Here is an 18,523-nt window from a genome sequence, read left to right as displayed (position 1 = left end):
CCGTGCGCGAAGCCCATGTCACCGAGATCTCCACGCCGCTCAGGTAGCCCATGCCAAGCGCCTCAGCGGTGCTGCGCGCTTCGTGCTGGCCGCCCAGTTCGTCGTGGTCGGTCAACGCCCACAGCGTCACGCCGCCCGCGTGCGCGCGGCGCGCGACATCGGCCGGCGCGAACTGGCCGTCGGAAACGGTGGAATGACAATGGAGGTCGGCGTTCATCTTTGTCTTGAGAAAGTTCTGCACTCATTTTACTGCAACGCAGTAAGTGACCGTCGAGCTATCTCGCAGACCGGACCTCGCATCGAAACCTTTTTGCAAGATCTAGGCGCAAAAGCCCTCGATCAACGCGGCCACCTGCTCCGGCTGGTCGTGGTGCACCATGTGCCCCGCTTCGTCGATGCTCTTCTCGCGCCAGTTCGGGAAAGCCTGGAAACGCGCCTTGAATTCGTCGAGCGGAATCTCGCCGGCGATGTGCGCGAGCGTGGGCGAGTTAGCGGCCTCGACGTGCAGCACTTTGGCGGTGGCCTTGCGCCACACGGCCATCACTTCGTCGAGACGGTACAGCGTCGGCCCTCGCAGTTTGTGCGCCGGATCGGCGAGCAGCATGAAGCGCCCTTCGCCGTCCGGCTTGGACCAATGCTGCGCGAGGAACTGCGCGCGCTGCGGGGCGAGTCGCGGGTTGGTCTTGATCAGGCGCCCGGCGACGTCATCCAGCGTCGCATAACGCTTCAACTGCGGCGGATCGCGCAACTCGTCGAGCCAGTTGCGAAGACGCTTCGGTGCTTGTGCCGAGTGCGACGGCGCGAGACCGAAGCCTTCCAGATCGACCACGCGCCGCACCCGTTCCGGCCGCACGCCTGCATACAGACAGACGATGTTCGCGCCCATGCTGTGGCCGACCAGATTGACTTCGCCGGTCGGCGCATAGTGGTCGAGCAGCGCGTCGAGATCGGCGAGGTAGTCCTGGATCCAGTAATTGCCGCCGCCGCGCTCGGCGACCGGCCAGTCCGACAGGCCGAAGCCGCGCATATCGGGCGCAATCACCTGCCAGTCGCCGCCCAATGCGTCGACGACGAACTGGAACGACGCCGCCACATCCATCCAGCCGTGCAGCATGAACAGCGTCGGCGCATCCGGATTGCCCCAGCGCCGCGCGTGCAGACGGATGCCGCGCACGGAAATGAATTCAGACTTGGAGGTATTCATGAACAGCGCGCCCGAAAAAAGAATGATCGTTCGATTATAACGAGATAGCCGGGCGATGCGTGGGGTCAGGCTATGGAAGAAGGTTTCAGTCGCTAATGCCCGCAGGGGCCGACGGGGCCGCCTGCTCAGCGTCGAGGCCAGCCAGGGCGACCAGCGCGGCCAGTTCAGCTTCGTCGAAACCGGCGTCGCGACGCGCCTCGAAATTGAACGGACCGCGTAATTTCGGTGCGTGATACTGCTCGGCGAGGCGCGTGTAGGTGGCATGCGGATCGAGGCCGCCCGCGTCACACAGATGGCGGAACCAGTGGTTGCCGATCAGCACATGGCCGATTTCGTCGCGCAGGATCACGTCGAGAATCGCCGCGGACGCCTGGTCGCCCGCCTGCTGCAGGCGGGCGCGGATCGGCGGCGAGGCGTCGAGGCCGCGCGCTTCGAGGGTGCGCGGCACCAGCGCCATGCGCGCCAGCACGTCGCCACGGGTGCGCTCGCACATATCCCAGAGGCCGTCGTGTGCGGGAAAATCGCCGTAGACATAGCCGAATTCCGCAAGCCGCGCGGTCAGCAGCGAGAAGTGATGCGCCTCTTCGGCGGCGACTTTGAGCCAGTCGGTGTAGAACGCGGCGGGCATGCCGGCAAAACGCCAGACGGCGTCGAGCGCGAGATTGATGGCGTTGAACTCGATGTGCGCCAGCGCGTGCAGCAAGACGGCGCGCCCTTCGGGCGATTGCATGCTGCGGCGCTTCAGTTTGCGCGGATCGACCAGTTCGGGGCGTGCGGGACGGCCCGGCAGGTCCGGCGGCTCGGCGAGTTCGAGGTCCGCGGGACAGGCGAGGCTGCCGTCTAGCGATGCGGCATATAACGCGCGGGCCGCGGCTGCCTTGGTTGCCGGGTCGATTTCGCGCAATGCGGCCAGCGCTGAGCGGCGCGCGCAATTCGCGCGATCCGAACCACCATCCGGATTAGATATCGGCGGAGCTGGCGAAACAGACGGACGAGCGGAAATCATGGCAACCAGGTTAGCTAAGGGAACGGCAGGAACGGCAACAGGTAAAACGGGAGGCGCGGCGCTCGCCACGGCTGAGCGTTGGACGGCTTGCGGCGTCGCCAAGCGGCCAAACCACACAACCGTTTACAATACTCGATTCGACCATCTCGCGTGCCTGGTGCGCGGGGCCGGCAGGACAAAGCGGCCGTCGGGGCGGTTTCGGACGTTTTGCACGCCTGTTTTGCGGCCCCGCTTCGAGCCCCATTTTGCAGACCCATCGCAGCCCCAGCCAGCGCGCGCAGCGCGTAGCGACCGATCAAGAGGAGACACCGTGACAATTTACAAGCTTGGCACAGCAGCCCCGACCATCCACGAAAGCGTGTTCGTCGCGGATTCGGCGAACATTATCGGCAATGTCACGCTCGAGGAAAATTCGAGCGTCTGGTTCGGTGCGACGCTTCGCGGCGACAACGAGCCGATCACGCTCGGTGCGGGCAGCAACGTCCAGGAAAACGCCGTGCTGCACACCGACCCGGGCTTCCCGCTGACGATCGAGCCGAATGTGACGATTGGCCACCAGGTCATGCTGCACGGCTGCACGATCAAGGAAGGCTCGCTGATCGGAATTCAGGCCGTGGTCTTGAATGGTGCGGTGATCGGCCGCAACTGTCTGGTCGGAGCGGGTGCCATCGTCACCGAAGGCAAAGTGTTTCCCGACAATTCGCTGATTCTCGGCGCGCCCGCCAAAGTGGTGCGCGAACTGACCGAGACGGATATCGCCAATATGCAGCGCGGCACGGCAAGCTATGCCGAGCGCCGCGAATATTTCAAGGCGCAGCTCGTGCGTATCGGCTAATCAGCCGGGCGCGCGGCGCGCACGGCGCGGCATCAGGCTGCGTCATTCGACCGAGGAAAAGTTGTGAGCGACCAGTTGCAAAAATTCATGTTCAGCGCGGCGCCGGTGCGCGGCGAGATCGTTTCGCTGCGCAATACGTGGCAGGAAGTGCTGACGCGCCGGGACTATCCCGCGCCCGTGCGGACGATTCTGGGCGAGATGATGGCCGCGTGCGCGCTGCTTTCGGCGAACCTCAAGTTCGACGGCACGCTCGTCATGCAGATTTTCGGGGACGGCCCGGCCAAGATGCTGGTGGTGCAGTGCAGCTCCGACCTGTCGATGCGCGCCACCGCCAAGCTCTCCGGCGAAGCGGGTAATACGATCGGCGACGACACGACCATGATCGAGCTGGTCAACGCGAGCGGCCACGGCCGTTGCGTGATCACGCTCGACCCGCGCGACAAGCAGCCCGGCCAGCAACCGTATCAAAGTATCGTGCCTCTGTCGGGTGTGGACGGCCCGCTCAAGTCGATGTCCGAAGTGCTCGAGCACTACATGCATCACTCGGAGCAGCTCGACACGCGCCTGTGGCTCGCGGCGAACACCGAGCGCGCGGTCGGCATGCTGCTGCAAAAGCTGCCGGGCGACGGCGGCATCGTCCCTCATCCGGGCGATCTGGACGCGGACACGTGGGAGCGCGTCTGCACGCTCGGCGGCACAATGTCGCAAGACGAGCTGCTGAAGGAAGAACCGGCAACGATTTTCCGCCGCCTGTTCTGGCAGGAGAACGTGCAGCATTTCGAACCGGCCATGACGCGCTTCGAATGCAGCTGTTCGCGCGAAAAAGTCGGCGCGATGCTGAAGATGCTGGGCCGCGAGGAAGTGGACGGTGTGATCGAAGAGCGTGGTCACGTCGAGATTCATTGCGAATTCTGTAACCAACGATACGAATTCGATCCGGTCGACGTGGCGCAACTTTTTGTCGCCCATGCGCTCTCAGAAGGCGTGACGCCGGCGGCCGAGCAGCGGCACTGAAGCAGCCAGGCGGTGGCTTGTCGCACCGGTGTACGGCAGTCAATGACGCGCCGCCTGCTGCCTTCTCAGGGTTCGGGCGGCGCGTTATCGTCGATCATTGCGTTGGATCGTTGGCGGGGTGCGCTGCGTATGGTTTGCTTAGGCGTCCGACCGATGGAGATCAAAATGAACATCCCTACTTCATTGTCATTGAAGCATTGCATGCGCACGTTCACCGTCCTGGCAGTCGTCGCCGGTAGCGCTGCGCTGACGGGCTGCGTGATGGACCCACCGGGCCCATCGCCGATTTATAGCCGCCTGCCAGCCGACCAGTCGGGCATGGCCAGCACCGCCCGTCCTCTCACGCCTGAAGAACGCGAGCGCTACGATGCGATCGACCGTCAGGTGTTGTCGGATCAGAATCAGGCCATTGCCGCCGAGAACGCGGCTCAGGCATATTCGCGCTACTACTCGCCGCCTGTCAGCGTGTACGGCAGTTATTACGGTGGCGGTTGGGGCCACGGTTGGGGTACGGGTGTCGGCGTAGGCTACTCGCCGTACTGGGGCTGGTAAGCCGAAGCGGGCACTTCCGGACAGTAGACATAGCGATACGGCAAAGATGTAGGCATCGCACGACCAAAGAAAAAGGCGCGGTTCTCACCGCGCCTTTTTTCGTCTTCGTACGAGCTTTTACGTTCGCCGCTGCGTTTTGTTTTGCATTCGTCTGCGAGCTTAGCCAGCCTGATTACCCTCAGTGCGTGGTCTTCTTGTCTTTGACCGCAGCCTTCCCGCCATGCTTGCGATCCGGCTTCGCGCGCGACTCCGGATTCGGCACCACATGAAGCGGCGCAGCCGACACCTCACCGCGCGTAGACGTAGTCACCGAAGGCGTGTTCGTATTCGGCAACGGTGCGTTCGGCGAGACGAACTGCACGAACACTTCGCCGTCCTTCACCATGCCCATTTCGTAACGCGCCCGCTCTTCCACCGCGGCCGTACCGCTCTGCAGATCCTGGACTTCGCCCTGAATACGCTCGTTGCGCAGCTTCGAATCAGTGTTCTTCTGAAGTTGCTGCGCCAGTTGCTGCTGCAACTCGTGCACGCGCAACCAACCGCCGTGCCCCCACCAGAGCGGGTACTGGATCAGCGCCAGCAGAACGATCAGGACAGCAGTGACAAGCCGCATGAAGTAAGCACAATAAATACGCGCCGCCCTGCGCTATACGCAGGGCGGCGGGGTCAATCAGAAACGAAGGATAACCGGCTCATCGGTCGGCGCTAGCAAACAAGCCATTAGCGCAGATTGTAGAACGCCGACTTGCCCGGGTAGCTGGCGATATCGCCGAGGTCTTCTTCGATACGCAGCAACTGGTTGTACTTCGAGATGCGGTCCGAACGCGACAGCGAACCCGTCTTGATCTGACCGGCGTTCAGGCCGACCGCGATATCCGCAATCGTCGAATCTTCGGTTTCGCCCGAGCGGTGCGAGATCACAGCCGTGTAGCCGGCGCGCTTCGCCATTTCGATCGCCGCGAAGGTTTCCGTCAGCGTACCGATCTGGTTGATCTTGATCAGGATCGAGTTGGCGATGCCCTTCTCGATGCCTTCCTTCAGGATGCGCGTGTTGGTGACGAACAGGTCGTCGCCCACCAGTTGCACCTTCTTGCCGAGCTTGTCGGTCAGGATCTTCCAGCCGGCCCAGTCGCTTTCGTGCATGCCGTCTTCGATCGAGACGATCGGGAACTTGTCGGCCAGGTTCGCCAGGTAGTCGGCGAATTCCGTCGACGACAGTTGCAGGCCTTCGCCCGCCAACTGGTACTTGCCGTCGTGGTAGAACTCGCTCGCTGCGCAGTCGAGTGCCAGCAGCACGTCTTCACCGGCGCGGTAGCCTGCCTTCTCGATGGCTTGCAGGATGGTCGACAGGCATTCGTCGTTGCTGCCGAAGTTCGGCGCGAAACCGCCTTCGTCGCCCACGGCCGTGCTCATGCCACGGTCGCTCAGGATCTTCTTCAACGCGTGGAACACTTCAGCGCCGCAGCGCAGTGCTTCACGGAAGGTCGGCTGGCTGACCGGCACGATCATGAATTCCTGGATGTCCAGGCTGTTGTTCGCGTGCGCGCCACCGTTGACGATGTTCATCATCGGCACCGGCAGTTGCATTGCGCCCGAGCCGCCGAAGTAGCGGTACAGCGGCAGGCCGGCTTCTTCAGCAGCGGCCTTCGCGACGGCCATCGAGACGGCCAGCATCGCGTTCGCGCCAAGGCGCGACTTGTTGTCGGTGCCGTCGAGTTCCAGCAGGGTCTTGTCGAGGAAGGCCTGCTCGGAAGCGTCGAGGCCCATGATCGCTTCGGAGATTTCGGTGTTGATGTGCTCGACAGCCTTCAGCACGCCCTTGCCGCCGTAACGGCCGGCTTCGCCGTCGCGCAGCTCGATCGCTTCGCGCGAGCCCGTCGACGCACCTGACGGCACCGCAGCGCGGCCCATCGTGCCCGACTCGAGCAGCACGTCGCATTCGACGGTGGGGTTGCCTCGCGAATCGAGAATCTCTCGACCGATGATATCTACGATAGCACTCATGGTTTCCTCAAGAAATGACGTTGAATTCTCTACTGTGAAACTGCACCGGGCACCTGTGTCGATCCGGAGTTAGTGCTTCAGCACTTACTCCGGGCCCACGCAGCGCGCTCCGGTCCCATGCAGAGCACCGGTCTCCCCAGCAAACTGCATGCGCCCCGATGCTTTCGACGACCATTGCGTGCATTCGCCGCGTGTCGACTGAGCCGATTATGCTGGCCATTCATGACACGCCGCGAACACCTGAATCAGTTGAAATCGCTTTCGAGGAACGGCGCGCGCTTGACGGCCTGATCGAGCGTAACAAGCGTTTCGAGCAGATCGGCCATGCGATGCAACGGCACCGCGTTCGGGCCGTCCGACTTGGCTTGCGCAGGATTCGGATGGGTTTCCATGAAGAGACCCGACACACCGACGGCAACCGCGGCACGCGCCAGCACCGGCACGAATTCGCGCTGACCGCCCGAGCTCGTGCCCTGCCCGCCCGGCAACTGCACCGAGTGGGTGGCGTCGAACACGACCGGCGCGTTGGTTTCGCGCATGATCGCAAGCGATCGCATGTCCGACACAAGGTTGTTATAGCCGAACGACACGCCGCGTTCGCACGCCATGAAGCGGTCTTCCGAGAGACCCGCTTCACGCGCCGCATCACGCGCCTTGTCGATCACGTTCTTCATGTCGTGCGGTGCGAGAAACTGGCCTTTCTTGATGTTGACCGGTTTGCCCGAACGCGCGCAAGCGTGGATGAAGTCTGTTTGACGGCACAGGAACGCGGGCGTTTGCAGGACGTCGACCACCGATGCGACCTGTTCGATTTCGTGCTCGGCGTGCACGTCGGTCAGCACCGGCAAGCCGAGCTGGCGCTTCACTTCCGACAGGATGCGCAAACCTTCGTCCATGCCCAGACCGCGGAACGACTTGCCGCTGCTGCGGTTGGCCTTGTCGTACGACGATTTGTAGATGAACGGAATGTTCAGCTTCGCGCAGATTTCCTTCAGCCGGCCCGCTGTGTCGATCGTCATCTGTTCCGATTCAACGACACAGGTGCCAGCGATCAGGAAAAACGGCTTGTCGAGCCCGATTTCGAAATCGCCCAGTTTCATGCTTTCTCCTCGACGCCCGCCAGTTCTTGATGATGGGCGAGCGCCGCTTCGACGAACGACTTGAACAGCGGATGGCCGTCACGCGGCGTGGACGTGAATTCCGGGTGGAATTGCACACCGACGAACCACGGGTGCATGCTGCGCGGCAATTCCATCATTTCCGGCAGATCTTCACTCGGGGTACGGGCGCTGATGATAAGGCCACCGGCTTCGAGCTGGGGCACGAAACGGTTATTGACCTCATAACGGTGACGATGGCGTTCGTTCACGTCCTTGCCATAGATCTCTTCGGCCATTGTGCCGGGCTTGATCGGGCAACGCTGCGAACCGAGGCGCATCGTACCGCCCAGATCCGATTCTTCGGTGCGCTTCTCGACCTTCCCTTCGCGGTCGTACCACTCGGTGATCAGCGCGACCACGCGGTTCTCGGTTTCCTGATCGAACTCGGTGCTGTTCGCGTTCTTCAGGCCGACCACGTCGCGGGCGAATTCGATCACGGCCAGTTGCATACCGAGGCAGATGCCGAGATACGGCACCTTCGCTTCGCGTGCATAACGAATCGCGGCGATCTTGCCTTCAGTACCGCGACGGCCGAAGCCACCCGGCACGAGCACGGCATCCAGATGCTTGAGGCTCTCGACGCCTTGCGTCTCGATCTCTTCCGAATCGATGTACTCGATGTTGACGCGGGTCGCCGTGTGCATCGACGCATGGCGCAGCGCTTCGATCAGCGACTTGTACGACTCGGTCAGATCGACATACTTGCCGACCATGCCGATCGTGACTTCGTGCTTCGGATGCTCGAGCTTTTCGACGAGACTTGACCACATCGACAGATCGGCCGGCTTCGGCGTGAGTTTAAGCTCTTCGCAGATGATCGCGTCCAGACCCTGGTCGTGCAGCATCTGCGGAATCTTGTAGATGCTGTCGGCGTCCCACACGGAAATCACCGCGTCTTCCGGCACGTTCGAGAACATCGAGATCTTCGCGCGTTCGTCGTCCGGAATGCGGCGGTCGGCGCGGCACAGCAGCACGTGCGGCGAGATACCGATTTCACGCAGTTTCTGCACGCTGTGCTGGGTAGGCTTGGTTTTCAGCTCGCCTGCGGTGGCGACCCAGGGCACCAGCGTGAGGTGCACGAAGCACGCGCTGTTGCGGCCCATGCGCAGGCTCATCTGACGCGCAGCCTCGAGGAACGGCAGCGATTCGATGTCGCCCACGGTGCCGCCCACTTCGACGATGGCGACATCCGGCTCACCGCACGTCGCGGAAGCCGCGCCGCGTTCGATGAACGCCTGGATTTCGTTGGTGATGTGCGGGATGACCTGCACCGTCTTGCCGAGATAATCGCCGCGGCGTTCCTTGCGGATCACCGATTCGTAAATCTGGCCCGTGGTGAAGTTGTTGGCCTTGCGCATCTTCGTGCTGATGAAGCGCTCATAGTGGCCGAGGTCGAGGTCAGTCTCCGCTCCATCTTCCGTCACGAACACTTCGCCGTGTTGAAACGGGCTCATCGTGCCGGGGTCGACGTTGATGTAGGGATCGAGCTTGAGGAGGGTGACTTTAAGACCGCGCGATTCGAGGATCGCGGCGAGGGAAGCGGCGGCAATACCCTTGCCGAGGGAAGATACTACGCCGCCGGTGACGAAAACATATTTGGTCATCGCTGGATGCTCGCGGGAAAAACGGATTATACCGTAAAGCAGGGTCTCAACCCAGCAAAATCCGAGCGGCATCTGTACGTGCCGATGCTACGGCGGCGGCAATCGCCGTGCGCCGATCATGCACCGTTTTTTCGCAGCGGCGCCCAACCCTATTAGAGGACCGCGCCGCCACCACTGCCGCCGCAGCGCCTTTTATAGGCAGACCGCCGCGCCAGTGAACTCGCGCGCCGCGCAGCGCACGGCCTTAAGTCCGCCGCTCCAGTTCGCGCAACATCCGCTGCACCGCGCGTGCGGTTTCGAGCGGTTTTTCCATCGGATACAGATGGCTGCCTTCGATCCATTCCACATGGCCGCTCGCCGCGCGGCGCGTGGCGTCCAGACCCGCCTGGCGCACCTCCTTTGAATGCGTGCCGGCGATGAACCCGACCGGCACCGGCGCGCCGCGCGCGAGGCGGGGCCCAAGCGTATGCGGCAAGGTCTTATAGATCTGATACTCGGTGCGCCGGTCGAAAGCGAGCGACCGGGCGCCATCGGGCGAGCTCTGCGGGATGCCGAAGTCGATGTAGTCGGACAGCATGCGCTCGTCCCAGCGCGCGAACGCCGGCTTCGAGTGGAAATGCCGCCACGCCTCGTCGCGGCTCGCCCACTGCGTGCGGCGCGAGCGGGTGGCAGCCGCGGGCGACAGGCGCTCGTCGAGTCCGGTCCATTGCGACACCCGCAGCATGCTGCTGCGCCAACCGGCAATGACAGGCGAATCGAGCATCACCACGCCCCTCACCCATTGTGGTTTTTTCAGCGCGGCCATCAGCGACAGATAGCCACCCAGTGAATGGCCGACCAGCCACACCGGCTGCTCATATGACCGGCCGACGTCGTCGAGCAGCTGCTCGACCAGATGCGGCCAGTCCTGCGTGACCGGATAACGCGCGTCGTGACCGATGCGCTCGATGGAGCGCAGTTCATAGTCGTCGGCGAGCTCAGCGAAGATCGTCCGGTACGTCGACGCAGGGAAACCGTTCGCGTGCGAGAAGTGGATGATGTTTTTCAACTGCGGCAATCTCCGTTCTGTTTTAGCGCGCGGGCCCAGGTCCTGGCTTGCCGTGCAGGCTCCGGGCCCAGCGGCGCATTTGTTCTGTCTGTATGGCCGGCACTCCATCAGCGATCCATCCAGTAGCGGCGCTGCGTGTCGCGATAGCGCTCGAGCGTCAGTGCGGCGCCGTTCAGGCCCGGGCCGGCTCCCGCGCTCACTCCGGGGCCGCCCTCGCGCCCGATGTTCGGGCCGAAATCCAGGCTGAAAGCCGGGTTGACGTCGACCCGCACCGCGCCGTCCGCATCGCTACGTGCAAGCTCGATGTGCCGCGCCCCGTAACGCTCGAACACACCCGCGTTCGGATGATGAAATCGGTTGCGATAGCCTACCTGAAATAGCGCAACGAGCGGGTCGATAGAATCGAGGAACGGCTCGGTCGACGAGGTCTTGCTCCCATGATGCGGCACGACCAGCACCTGGGCGCGCAACGCGTCGCGATCGCGCGCGAGCAGGATGCGTTCGACCGGCGCTTCGATGTCCGCCGTCAGCAAGGCGGCCATGCGCAAGGGCGTCGGTTTAACATTTCCGCCCGGCATGCTCTCTGCAACCGCCCTGTTCTCCGGAAGCGACAGGCTCGCATCAGCAGGTAATGTACTCACCCGCAACACGCAGCAATGCGCATTGGGTTTGCCTTGCAGTGGCCCGGCATCCGGCCAGAACATCGCGAACTCGACGCCGTCCCACTGCCAGCGCTGGCCCGCCGCACAGGGCAGCGTATCCGCACCGCGTTGCCTTGCGTTCGACCACAGCGGATTCGCTGGCGCCAATGCCGCCACCATCTGACGCACCTCGATCGCGTCCAGTACAGTCGGCGCGCCGCCCGAGTGGTCGGAGTCGGCGTGGCTGATGATCAGCGTATCGAGCGTCGCTATGCCGTGTGCCTGCAAAAACGGCACGACAACCCGTTCGCCCGCATGCGTCGACTCCAGCCCCGGCCCGGTATCGAACAGCAGCGTGTGATGCGCGGTTTCGACCAGCACCGAGGTGCCTTGACCGATATCCAGCGCCGTCAGACGGAAGCTGCCATGCGGGGGCCCGGACGGTGCCGGCATCAGCAGCGGCAGCCACGTGAGCGGTGCGACCCAGCGCAGCGGCCAGCCACGCGGCGCCAGACACCAGAGAACGCCGACCGCCGCCGCGGCGAGCGCCCACGCGTCCGGCTGCGGCAATCGCCAGAGCGTCCATGCCGGCCCGGACAGCATCTGCAAGCCCGTGGCCAGCAGGTCGAGCAAGGCGTGCGCGGCGCGAAAGGCGTAGGCATCGAGGGGTGCGGGCAACGCGACGCCCGCCAATACCGCCGGCGTCACCAGCAGACTCACCCACGGAATCGCGAAAGCGTTCGCGAGCGGGCCGACCAACGGAATCTGCGCGAACCAGTAGACGGTGAGCGGCGCAAGCGCGACGGTCACCGCGAACTGCACATGCGCGGCGCCGCGCAGGCGCTCACCGAAAGCGCGAACGCGGCGGCACAGGCCGGCCGCGAGGCGCGAGAGCCTTGTCGGTGTCACGCCGCCCTCGCCCTCTTCGTCGCGACGCTGCTCATGATCCTGCACGCGGGGCCGTCCCGACATAGCGAACAGAATCGCCGCCACCGCACAGAACGACAGCCAGAATCCCGCCGCTACCACCGCCCACGGATCGATCAGCAGCACCAACCCCAACGCCCACGCCAGCACCACCGATCGCGCGACGTTACGCCCACTGATAAACGCGAGCGCCACGACACACGCCATCCACAGCGCGCGCTGCGCTGGCACGTTGAAACCGGCCAACGCCGCATGCAACCCGGCGAACAGCGCGCCACCCGCCACCGCGACGACCTGCGCGGGCAGCAACAACGGCCAGTTGCGACCGATGAACCCCGAGCGCCGCCACACCGCACCGGCGAGCCACGCCGCGAGGCCCGCGGCAAAGCCAATATGCAAGCCCGAAATCGCCACCAGATGGCTGGTGCCCGTGCCGCGCATCAGCAGCCAGTCGGCCGCACTGACTTCGTCCTGCGCGCCGATCGCGAGCGCCACCACGATCCCCCGGTGCGGCGCGTCGGCGAGCACGGTGTCGATTCGCGCACGCAGCGCGGCGCGCCAGCGATCGACCGTCACGCTTACGCCACGCGCGCTGCCCGGCAAAGGCACAGCATGAGCCGGTGCGCTGACATAGCCGGTGGCGCGGACATTTCGCGCCAGCAAGCCGGCTTCGGCATCGCGCACGCCGAAGTTTGCATTGCCATGCGGGCGTTTGATCCGCACAGTCAGACGCCAGCGCTCGCCCGGTTCGAGTAACGGCGCAGGTGCATCTTCGGCAATCCATGACAGCTGGATCACGCGCGGAAAGGCGGCGATCGGCGCCTCGACCGACTCGACATTGAACAGGAAACGCGCGCCCTTTGCGTCGCGTGAAGGCAGACCCTTGATACTGCCGACGACGTCGATATCGCGGCCTTCCCAGGCGCCCGGCAAGCTCACCGCGAGCCGGGTTTCCGCGCGCCATGCGGCATAGCCAAAGCCCACACAAAAGGCTGAAATCCACACCGCGCTCCAGCCGATGCGTGAGCGCACGCGTGCGCTGAACACGACGCGGCAGATGCGCGAACGTGCAACTGCCGCGGGCGCGTCCGCGATGACAGAAGCACTCCGGCACAACCCGCCCGAAGTACCGCTGCGCCCTTTGCTTGAGGCGTCGTTACCCCCTTCGCCCGAAACGCCGCCACACCCTTCGCTCGAAGCGCCGCCACAGCCTTCGCCCGAAGCGCCGTTACACCCCTCGCCCGAAGCGCCGTGGCGCAATCCCCACGCCGCCACAAGAATCGCAATGCACCCAAGCGACACCAGCACCCACCAGCCACGCCCATCCGGCAACGCCGCCTGCCGCTGCAGCCAGACCACCCCCAACGCAAACCCGCACCACCATGCCCGCATCCGTCCTCCGCCCCTTCCACCCAGCCATTGCCGGACGGCGCAACACACAACGAGCAGGCGTAAGAAAGCCCGCCGGGCGTGTGTTCCGCCCGGCGCGAACCACTCAAACCAGCGTGTTCAATTATGCAGAGGAAAGTGCGAGCCGCGGCAACGCGGCGAGCGCGTTAGCCGTTGTGCCTAGGGCGGCTTCGGCTGCGGTCATGCCACGCAGTTGCGCAAGGGCCGCGCCGATGTCTGGAATCTGCTCCGGCGAGTTGCGCTGCTTGTATATCCAGGAAGGGGGGATGTCCGGCGCATCGGTCTCGACGACCAGCGCGTCGAACGGCAATTGCTCCGCCAGCCGCCGGATTTGCCGCGCCCGCTCGAAAGTCAGATTGCCGCCGAAACCGAGATGCATGCCCTGGTCGATATACGCCTGAGCCTGCTGGAAACTGCCGTTGAAAGCGTGGGCGATGCCGCGATGAATCTGATGCCGCCGCAGTCCTTTGATCACCTGATCCTGCGATTTGCGCACGTGGCAAATCACCGGCAGATCGAATTCGCGCGCCAGTTGAAGTTGACCGTTATAGAAGAACTGCTGGCGTGCATCGTCGAGACCTTCGACGAAATAATCGAGGCCGATCTCGCCGATGCCGACGAATAGCGGATCGTCGAGACTCGCCTCGATTTCCATGCGCAGCAGTTCGAGATCGCGCTCCTCTGCGCCCGGCGTAAAGAGCGGATGGATGCCGAGTGCATACGCGCCGCCGTCGATACGGTGCGCGAGTTCACGCACCGCCGCGAAGTTCTCGCGGCCGATCGCGGGAATCACGATACGCCCGACACCTGCCTGACGCGCCGCATGGGCAACTTCATCGCGGTCGGCGTTGAATTCCGAAGCATCGAGATGACAGTGCGTATCGATCCACATGGCGCGCCTCGCTAGCGGCAGAGCATCGCTTGGGTTCCGCGCGGTGATTAAACCGGCACGGGCGGCTCTTCGTGCAATACCCCGTCGCGCAACCGCATGATCCGGTCGCAGCGTCCGGCCAGTTCCGGATCGTGCGTGACGATCACGAAGCTGGTGTCGAACGTTTGCGACAATTCGAGCATCAGGTTGAACACAGTGTCGGCAGTGCCGCCGTCCAGATTGCCGGTGGGTTCGTCAGCGAGCACGCAGGCGGGCTTCGTCACCAACGCCCGCGCGATCGCGACACGTTGACGCTCGCCGCCCGACAGTTCGCCCGGACGATGCTTCGCCCGATGCCCCATGCCGACGCGCTCCAGCACCGCGAGCGCTTCGCGCCGCGCCGCTTCGGTCGTCATGCGGCGAATCCGCAGCGGCATCGCGACATTGTCGAGCGCGGTGAATTCCGGCAGCAGATGGTGGAACTGATACACGAAACCGAGTGCGCGATTGCGCAGGTCGTTGCGCTCGCGCTCGGAGAGCTTCGTAAATGGCTTGCCCATCACCGAGACATGGCCCGCGCTCGGATCGTCGAGGCCGCCGAGCACATGCAGCAGCGTGCTCTTGCCGGAACCCGACGCACCGACGATCGCGAGCTTTTCGCCGCGCCGGACACTCAGTTGCGCGTTGTTGAGGACCTGCACATTGAGGCCGCCCTGCACGAACGCCTTCGAAATGCCGGTCGCCTCGAGCACATAGGGATGCAGCGCGGTGTCTTCAGGGGCCATGGATACGCTAGTGGAACGGTCATTCATAGCGCAGTGCCTCCGCAGGACGGACTTTCGCACCACGCCAGCTCGGATAAAGGGTCGCCAGCGCCGACATCGCAAACGCGATGATGCCGATCCGCGCCACGTCGGCGGGAATCAGTTCGGACGGCAGTTCGCTGATGAAATACACGGACGGCGGCAGGAATTGCACGCCGAGCAGATGCTCGATCATCGGCACGAGCCACGGGATGCTCCACGCGATCAGGCAGCCGAGCGCGACGCCGGTCGCCGTGCCGATAAAGCCGATGGTCACGCCCTGCACCACGAATATCTTCATGATGGAGCCGGGCTGGGCGCCGAGCGTGCGCAGAATCGCGATGTCAGCCTGCTTGTTGGTCACCGTCATCACCAGCGACGACACCAGATTGAACGCCGCCACCGCGATAATCAGCGTGAGGATGATGAACATCATGCGTTTTTCGATCTGTACCGCCGAGAACCAGGTCTTGTTCTGCTGGGTCCAGTCGCGGATATACAAATCGCCGGACAAGCTGCGCGCCAGCTGATGCGCGACCTCCGGCGCCCGCTGCATGTCCGTCAGGCGCAACCGCACGCCGGTCGGCGCGGATAGCCGGAACAGCGCCTCGGCATCCTTGATGTTGATCAGCGCGAGCGTGCTGTCGTATTCGTAATGCCCCGACTCGAAGATGCCCACCACGGTGAACTGCTTCAGCCGCGGCAGCATGCCGGCGGGCGTGATCGTGCCTTCAGGCGCGACCAGCGTGATCTTGTCATTGACCGTTACACCGAGATTGGTGGCGAGGTCCGCGCCCAGCACAATGCCGAAGTCGCCCGGCACGAGGTCGGTCAGCTTGCCGCCCTTCATTTCCTTGCCGATGTCGGAAACCTCAGGCTCAAGCGACGGCTCGACGCCGCGCAGCGCCACGCCGCTTACAGCGTCCTGGCGCGTGAGCAGCGCCTGCGCGTCGACATACGGCGCCGCGCCGATCACTTCCTTGTTCTGGCGGGCTTCCTTGGCGGTCAACTGCCAGTCGGGCATCGACCCGGTCGGCGAAAAGATTTCGACGTGCGCCAGCACCGACAGCATCCGGTCACGCACCTCTTTCTGGAAACCGTTCATCACGGACAACACGACGATCAGCGCCGCGACACCGAGTGCGATGCCCGACATCGACACGAGCGCAATGAAGGAAATGAAGCCGTTACCGGTCGTACGTTTGCCGGCGCGGGTGTAGCGCCAGCCAATCTGCCATTCGTAGGGAAATTTCAAGCGAATCCTTTTCTGCGTTCTTCGGCTTTCTGCTGCACACGACAGCGCGAAGCGCCTGCCGTGCGGCCCGAGCGTCGTAATCATTGGTGTCGCGGCGGAGCAGATGGTTCCGGTACGGCGCACGGCGGCGTAGCAATGCGTGCCACCCCGGGCCGCTGCTGACCCAACGCCTGCGGCCGCGGCTGCCACCCCCGCTGCGGCCACCAATCAAGCGCGAAGTTTGCCATACAATGCCGCGGACTCGCGCAATGGCTGTGTGGAGCGGGCCTCAGGCAGACAAGCCGGCGACGCCGGATCAGGCCATATCCGCCGTCGCGGTCCTGAAACGCAGCCGCTTCGCCGCGCCGGGCTTCAGCCGCAACGCAGGTTGCTCGACGAGGTGCCAACTCAGCCATGCAAGCCCCGTGCACAGAGTCATCGTCACGCAGAACATCGACCACGGCGTCACTTTCGGCCAGTACCAGTTCAGCAGCTTCTGCACCGGCCAGCCATACAGATACAGCCCGTACGACAGATCGACGTAGCCGCCGCTGCGAACGCGCCGCAGCGCGGGCATCGCGGCCACGCCGAACACCACGTAGGCGCCGGCCAACAGCACGCCCGGGCGCAGCCACTCCGGATAGAACAGCGACCAGGCCAGCACGGCGAAGGCCACCACCCAGCCCATTAGCGTATAGCGGATGCGTTCGCGGAACAGAAAAAAACAGCTTCCAGTCAGGAACAGCGCCGCGAACCACGCCATGGAATCGGACACGCGCAGTGCCTTGAGCCCGAACAACGGGTGCTGCGAATCGGTCGGACCGCTATCCGGCACCGCATAGCAGATCGCGGCGCCGACCAGCAGCGCGATGACCAGGAAAATGCGCCGGCGGCTGAACAAGCCGATGCAGCCGCACAACATCGCCACCAGATAGCAGCGAAATTCGAACGAAATCGTCCACATGGCGCCGTTCACGGTCTCGACCGGGGTACCGGCAAACACGCGCGGCGTCTGCGGGCCATGCAGAAGCAGAAGTCCGCGCAGGAAGCCGCCCAGATCGAGATCCCGGAAATACTGGGACGCTTCGGCGCCGAGTGGACCCACGATCGACACCGAAACCAGCGACGCGACGATAAAGCCCGGATAAAGACGCAGCATGCGACGGGCGAGAAAACGCCCGGCCGAGGGATCATTCACCCAACTGCGCGTAATCAGATAACCGCTGATGAGAAAGAAACCGTCGACGCCGAGGCCGCCGGGCGTGGTCGTGCGCACGAGCGCCTGAACCGGGTCAGCAAAACCCAATAAGGCAAAGCTGTGCGAGAAAATAACGAAGACCGCAAACAGCAAACGTAAAACGTCGAAGTTGAGTAAATGCCCCGATACAGCAAGATCTGAAGAGTGGATCTCTTTTATTGGTCTGTTTTTGTTTTGTAATCATTATTCGCGGTGAATCGCGTGGCGGCGGAATTCTAATGGAATTCCAAAACCTCACAAAGATCCTGGTTCGTCAGGCGTAGAAAAATTTTCTCGTACGGATTCGCGGCCGACATGAAGCCGCCTGCCCGGCGCTCCGCGCCGCGCCCGGAGCGCTCGGAATGAAACGCCAGCTAAGCGCCGGCCGCCGCATCGGCTAACGCAGGTTGTAACGGCTGCGCAGTTCGTTGATGATGCGCGCCGCCTCGCTGTTGGCGGCATCGCGCACGTCCGCGTCCTTCCGGTCGCGGTGCAGGTGGGTGATGTCCCAATTGCAGCCGTCCTCATCGTCGACCGTTTCGTGGAAGCCGGTCGGAATCCATCCGGTGGTCGCCGGGTTCGCATCGAGGGCCTTGACGACCAGTTCAAGCAGTTCCTGCTCGGTTTTGAGTTCACGCGACATGCGGGTCTCCATCGTCATGTGCGCGGTGCCGCCGCGCGCGGCTGCTGCAACGTCCGCAGGGCGGCGAGCGCAAGCGTCGCTGCCGCGGTTCGTCAAGCGGGGAGCTGATGGTCGGAATACTCGCACTCTTTGCCCTACAATGCGCAGCATCATGCACGCCAACCGTCTTCATCTTCTCCTGCCCTTTGCGCTGCCCGCCGCAGCGGACGCCTCCACCGCCCTGCACGACATCCAGAGTCCGGCCCTTGACCGGCTGATCGCCCGCGCGACGCTGGTCGAACGGGTGGTCGGCGAAGATTTTCAACGCACGCTGCCGCACGAGCGCTGGGT

Annotated in this window: 17 protein-coding genes and 1 pseudogene; 4 read left to right on the top strand and 14 right to left on the bottom strand. The window is 63.8% G+C overall.

The genetic code is table 11. The annotated features are described in order from the left end of the window. The 3 genes from GNZ12_RS31165 to GNZ12_RS31155 all read right to left on the bottom strand — a co-directional run. The coding region (locus GNZ12_RS31165; protein ID WP_172315965.1) for a PHP domain-containing protein at window positions 1–217 on the bottom strand (217 nt) is incomplete at its 3' end. 102 nt (window positions 218–319) lie between these two features. Continuing rightward, window positions 320–1,204 (bottom strand): alpha/beta fold hydrolase, encoded by an 885-nt coding sequence (locus GNZ12_RS31160; RefSeq protein ID WP_172315964.1) that lies wholly within the window; start codon window positions 1,202–1,204, stop codon window positions 320–322. An 85-nt stretch (window positions 1,205–1,289) separates the two neighbouring features. Beyond that, window positions 1,290–2,210, bottom strand: a complete 921-nt coding sequence (locus GNZ12_RS31155; protein WP_172315963.1) for a ferritin-like domain-containing protein — start codon at window positions 2,208–2,210, stop codon at window positions 1,290–1,292. Between the two features lie 310 nt (window positions 2,211–2,520). Here GNZ12_RS31155 and GNZ12_RS31150 point away from each other — a divergent pair, with 310 nt between their 5' ends. The 3 genes from GNZ12_RS31150 (at window position 2,521) to GNZ12_RS31140 (ending at window position 4,611) form a co-directional block, all read left to right on the top strand. After that, on the top strand, window positions 2,521–3,045 hold the full coding sequence (locus GNZ12_RS31150) for a gamma carbonic anhydrase family protein (protein ID WP_172315962.1): 525 nt from the start codon (window positions 2,521–2,523) through the stop codon (window positions 3,043–3,045). Between the two features lie 63 nt (window positions 3,046–3,108). After that, window positions 3,109–4,059 carry an Hsp33 family molecular chaperone HslO gene (hslO, locus tag GNZ12_RS31145; protein ID WP_172315961.1) on the top strand — a complete coding sequence of 317 codons (951 nt, stop codon included), beginning with the start codon at window positions 3,109–3,111 and terminating at the stop codon, window positions 4,057–4,059. A gap of 165 nt (window positions 4,060–4,224) precedes the next feature. Beyond that, window positions 4,225–4,611 carry a hypothetical protein gene (locus tag GNZ12_RS31140; protein ID WP_172315960.1) on the top strand — a complete coding sequence of 129 codons (387 nt, stop codon included), beginning with the start codon at window positions 4,225–4,227 and terminating at the stop codon, window positions 4,609–4,611. Between the two features lie 178 nt (window positions 4,612–4,789). On the opposite strand, the gene ftsB is transcribed toward GNZ12_RS31140, so the two are convergent. The 11 genes from ftsB to GNZ12_RS31085 form a co-directional block, all read right to left on the bottom strand. Beyond that, window positions 4,790–5,224 carry a cell division protein FtsB gene (gene ftsB / locus GNZ12_RS31135; RefSeq protein WP_172315959.1) on the bottom strand — a complete coding sequence of 145 codons (435 nt, stop codon included), beginning with the start codon at window positions 5,222–5,224 and terminating at the stop codon, window positions 4,790–4,792. A gap of 107 nt (window positions 5,225–5,331) precedes the next feature. Beyond that, window positions 5,332–6,615, bottom strand: coding sequence for a phosphopyruvate hydratase (gene eno / locus GNZ12_RS31130; RefSeq protein ID WP_054038196.1), 1,284 nt, complete (start codon window positions 6,613–6,615; stop codon window positions 5,332–5,334). A gap of 245 nt (window positions 6,616–6,860) precedes the next feature. Then, window positions 6,861–7,715 carry a 3-deoxy-8-phosphooctulonate synthase gene (gene kdsA / locus GNZ12_RS31125; RefSeq protein ID WP_074282942.1) on the bottom strand — a complete coding sequence of 285 codons (855 nt, stop codon included), beginning with the start codon at window positions 7,713–7,715 and terminating at the stop codon, window positions 6,861–6,863. Beyond that, on the bottom strand, window positions 7,712–9,379 hold the full coding sequence (locus tag GNZ12_RS31120; RefSeq protein WP_172315958.1) for a CTP synthase: 1,668 nt from the start codon (window positions 9,377–9,379) through the stop codon (window positions 7,712–7,714). The genes kdsA and GNZ12_RS31120 overlap by 4 nt, the downstream gene beginning before the upstream one ends. 244 nt (window positions 9,380–9,623) lie before the next feature. After that, window positions 9,624–10,427, bottom strand: a complete 804-nt coding sequence (locus GNZ12_RS31115; protein WP_172315957.1) for an alpha/beta fold hydrolase — start codon at window positions 10,425–10,427, stop codon at window positions 9,624–9,626. Window positions 10,428–10,534: 107 nt separating this feature from the next. Further along, window positions 10,535–13,387, bottom strand: coding sequence for a DNA internalization-related competence protein ComEC/Rec2 (locus tag GNZ12_RS31110; RefSeq protein ID WP_172315956.1), 2,853 nt, complete (start codon window positions 13,385–13,387; stop codon window positions 10,535–10,537). Window positions 13,388–13,508: 121 nt separating this feature from the next. Further along, entirely contained in the window at window positions 13,509–14,297 is a 789-nt protein-coding gene (locus GNZ12_RS31105) for a TatD family hydrolase (protein ID WP_172315955.1), read from the bottom strand. A gap of 47 nt (window positions 14,298–14,344) precedes the next feature. Continuing rightward, window positions 14,345–15,088 carry a lipoprotein-releasing ABC transporter ATP-binding protein LolD gene (gene lolD / locus GNZ12_RS31100; protein ID WP_172315954.1) on the bottom strand — a complete coding sequence of 248 codons (744 nt, stop codon included), beginning with the start codon at window positions 15,086–15,088 and terminating at the stop codon, window positions 14,345–14,347. Further along, entirely contained in the window at window positions 15,081–16,334 is a 1,254-nt protein-coding gene (locus GNZ12_RS31095; RefSeq protein ID WP_172315953.1) for a lipoprotein-releasing ABC transporter permease subunit, read from the bottom strand. The genes lolD and GNZ12_RS31095 overlap by 8 nt, the downstream gene beginning before the upstream one ends. 295 nt (window positions 16,335–16,629) lie before the next feature. Beyond that, a complete protein-coding gene (locus tag GNZ12_RS31090) occupies window positions 16,630–17,721 on the bottom strand; it encodes an acyltransferase family protein (RefSeq protein ID WP_328806090.1) in 1,092 nt (363 codons plus the stop codon). Window positions 17,722–17,947: 226 nt separating this feature from the next. Then, window positions 17,948–18,193, bottom strand: coding sequence for a hypothetical protein (locus GNZ12_RS31085; protein WP_172315951.1), 246 nt, complete (start codon window positions 18,191–18,193; stop codon window positions 17,948–17,950). A gap of 139 nt (window positions 18,194–18,332) precedes the next feature. On the opposite strand from GNZ12_RS31085, the pseudogene GNZ12_RS44615 reads away from it, so the two are divergent. Continuing rightward, window positions 18,333–18,523: pseudogene (locus GNZ12_RS44615) on the top strand (regulator); the annotation flags it as partial.

Origin of the sequence: Paraburkholderia solitsugae (assembly GCF_013177695.1) — a bacterium.
In the GTDB taxonomy this organism is placed as follows: Bacteria; Pseudomonadota; Gammaproteobacteria; order Burkholderiales; family Burkholderiaceae; genus Paraburkholderia; species Paraburkholderia solitsugae.
Note: the sequence above shows the minus strand (reverse complement) of the source record. Positions and strands in the feature narration are given on the sequence as shown.

Excerpts from the sequence above, each read along its gene's own strand:
- GNZ12_RS31105 (WP_172315955.1), bottom strand. The coding sequence starts at position 14,297 with ATGTGGATCGATACGCACTGTCATCTCGATGCTTCGGAATTCAACGCC.
- GNZ12_RS31160 (WP_172315964.1), bottom strand. The coding sequence starts at position 1,204 with ATGAATACCTCCAAGTCTGAATTCATTTCCGTGCGCGGCATCCGTCTG.
- lolD (WP_172315954.1), bottom strand. The coding sequence starts at position 15,088 with ATGAATGACCGTTCCACTAGCGTATCCATGGCCCCTGAAGACACCGCG.
- GNZ12_RS31155 (WP_172315963.1), bottom strand. The coding sequence starts at position 2,210 with ATGATTTCCGCTCGTCCGTCTGTTTCGCCAGCTCCGCCGATATCTAAT.
- GNZ12_RS31140 (WP_172315960.1), top strand. The coding sequence starts at position 4,225 with ATGAACATCCCTACTTCATTGTCATTGAAGCATTGCATGCGCACGTTC.
- GNZ12_RS31110 (WP_172315956.1), bottom strand. The coding sequence starts at position 13,387 with ATGCGGGCATGGTGGTGCGGGTTTGCGTTGGGGGTGGTCTGGCTGCAG.
- GNZ12_RS31085 (WP_172315951.1), bottom strand. The coding sequence starts at position 18,193 with ATGTCGCGTGAACTCAAAACCGAGCAGGAACTGCTTGAACTGGTCGTC.
- kdsA (WP_074282942.1), bottom strand. The coding sequence starts at position 7,715 with ATGAAACTGGGCGATTTCGAAATCGGGCTCGACAAGCCGTTTTTCCTG.
- GNZ12_RS31120 (WP_172315958.1), bottom strand. The coding sequence starts at position 9,379 with ATGACCAAATATGTTTTCGTCACCGGCGGCGTAGTATCTTCCCTCGGC.
- ftsB (WP_172315959.1), bottom strand. The coding sequence starts at position 5,224 with ATGCGGCTTGTCACTGCTGTCCTGATCGTTCTGCTGGCGCTGATCCAG.
- eno (WP_054038196.1), bottom strand. The coding sequence starts at position 6,615 with ATGAGTGCTATCGTAGATATCATCGGTCGAGAGATTCTCGATTCGCGA.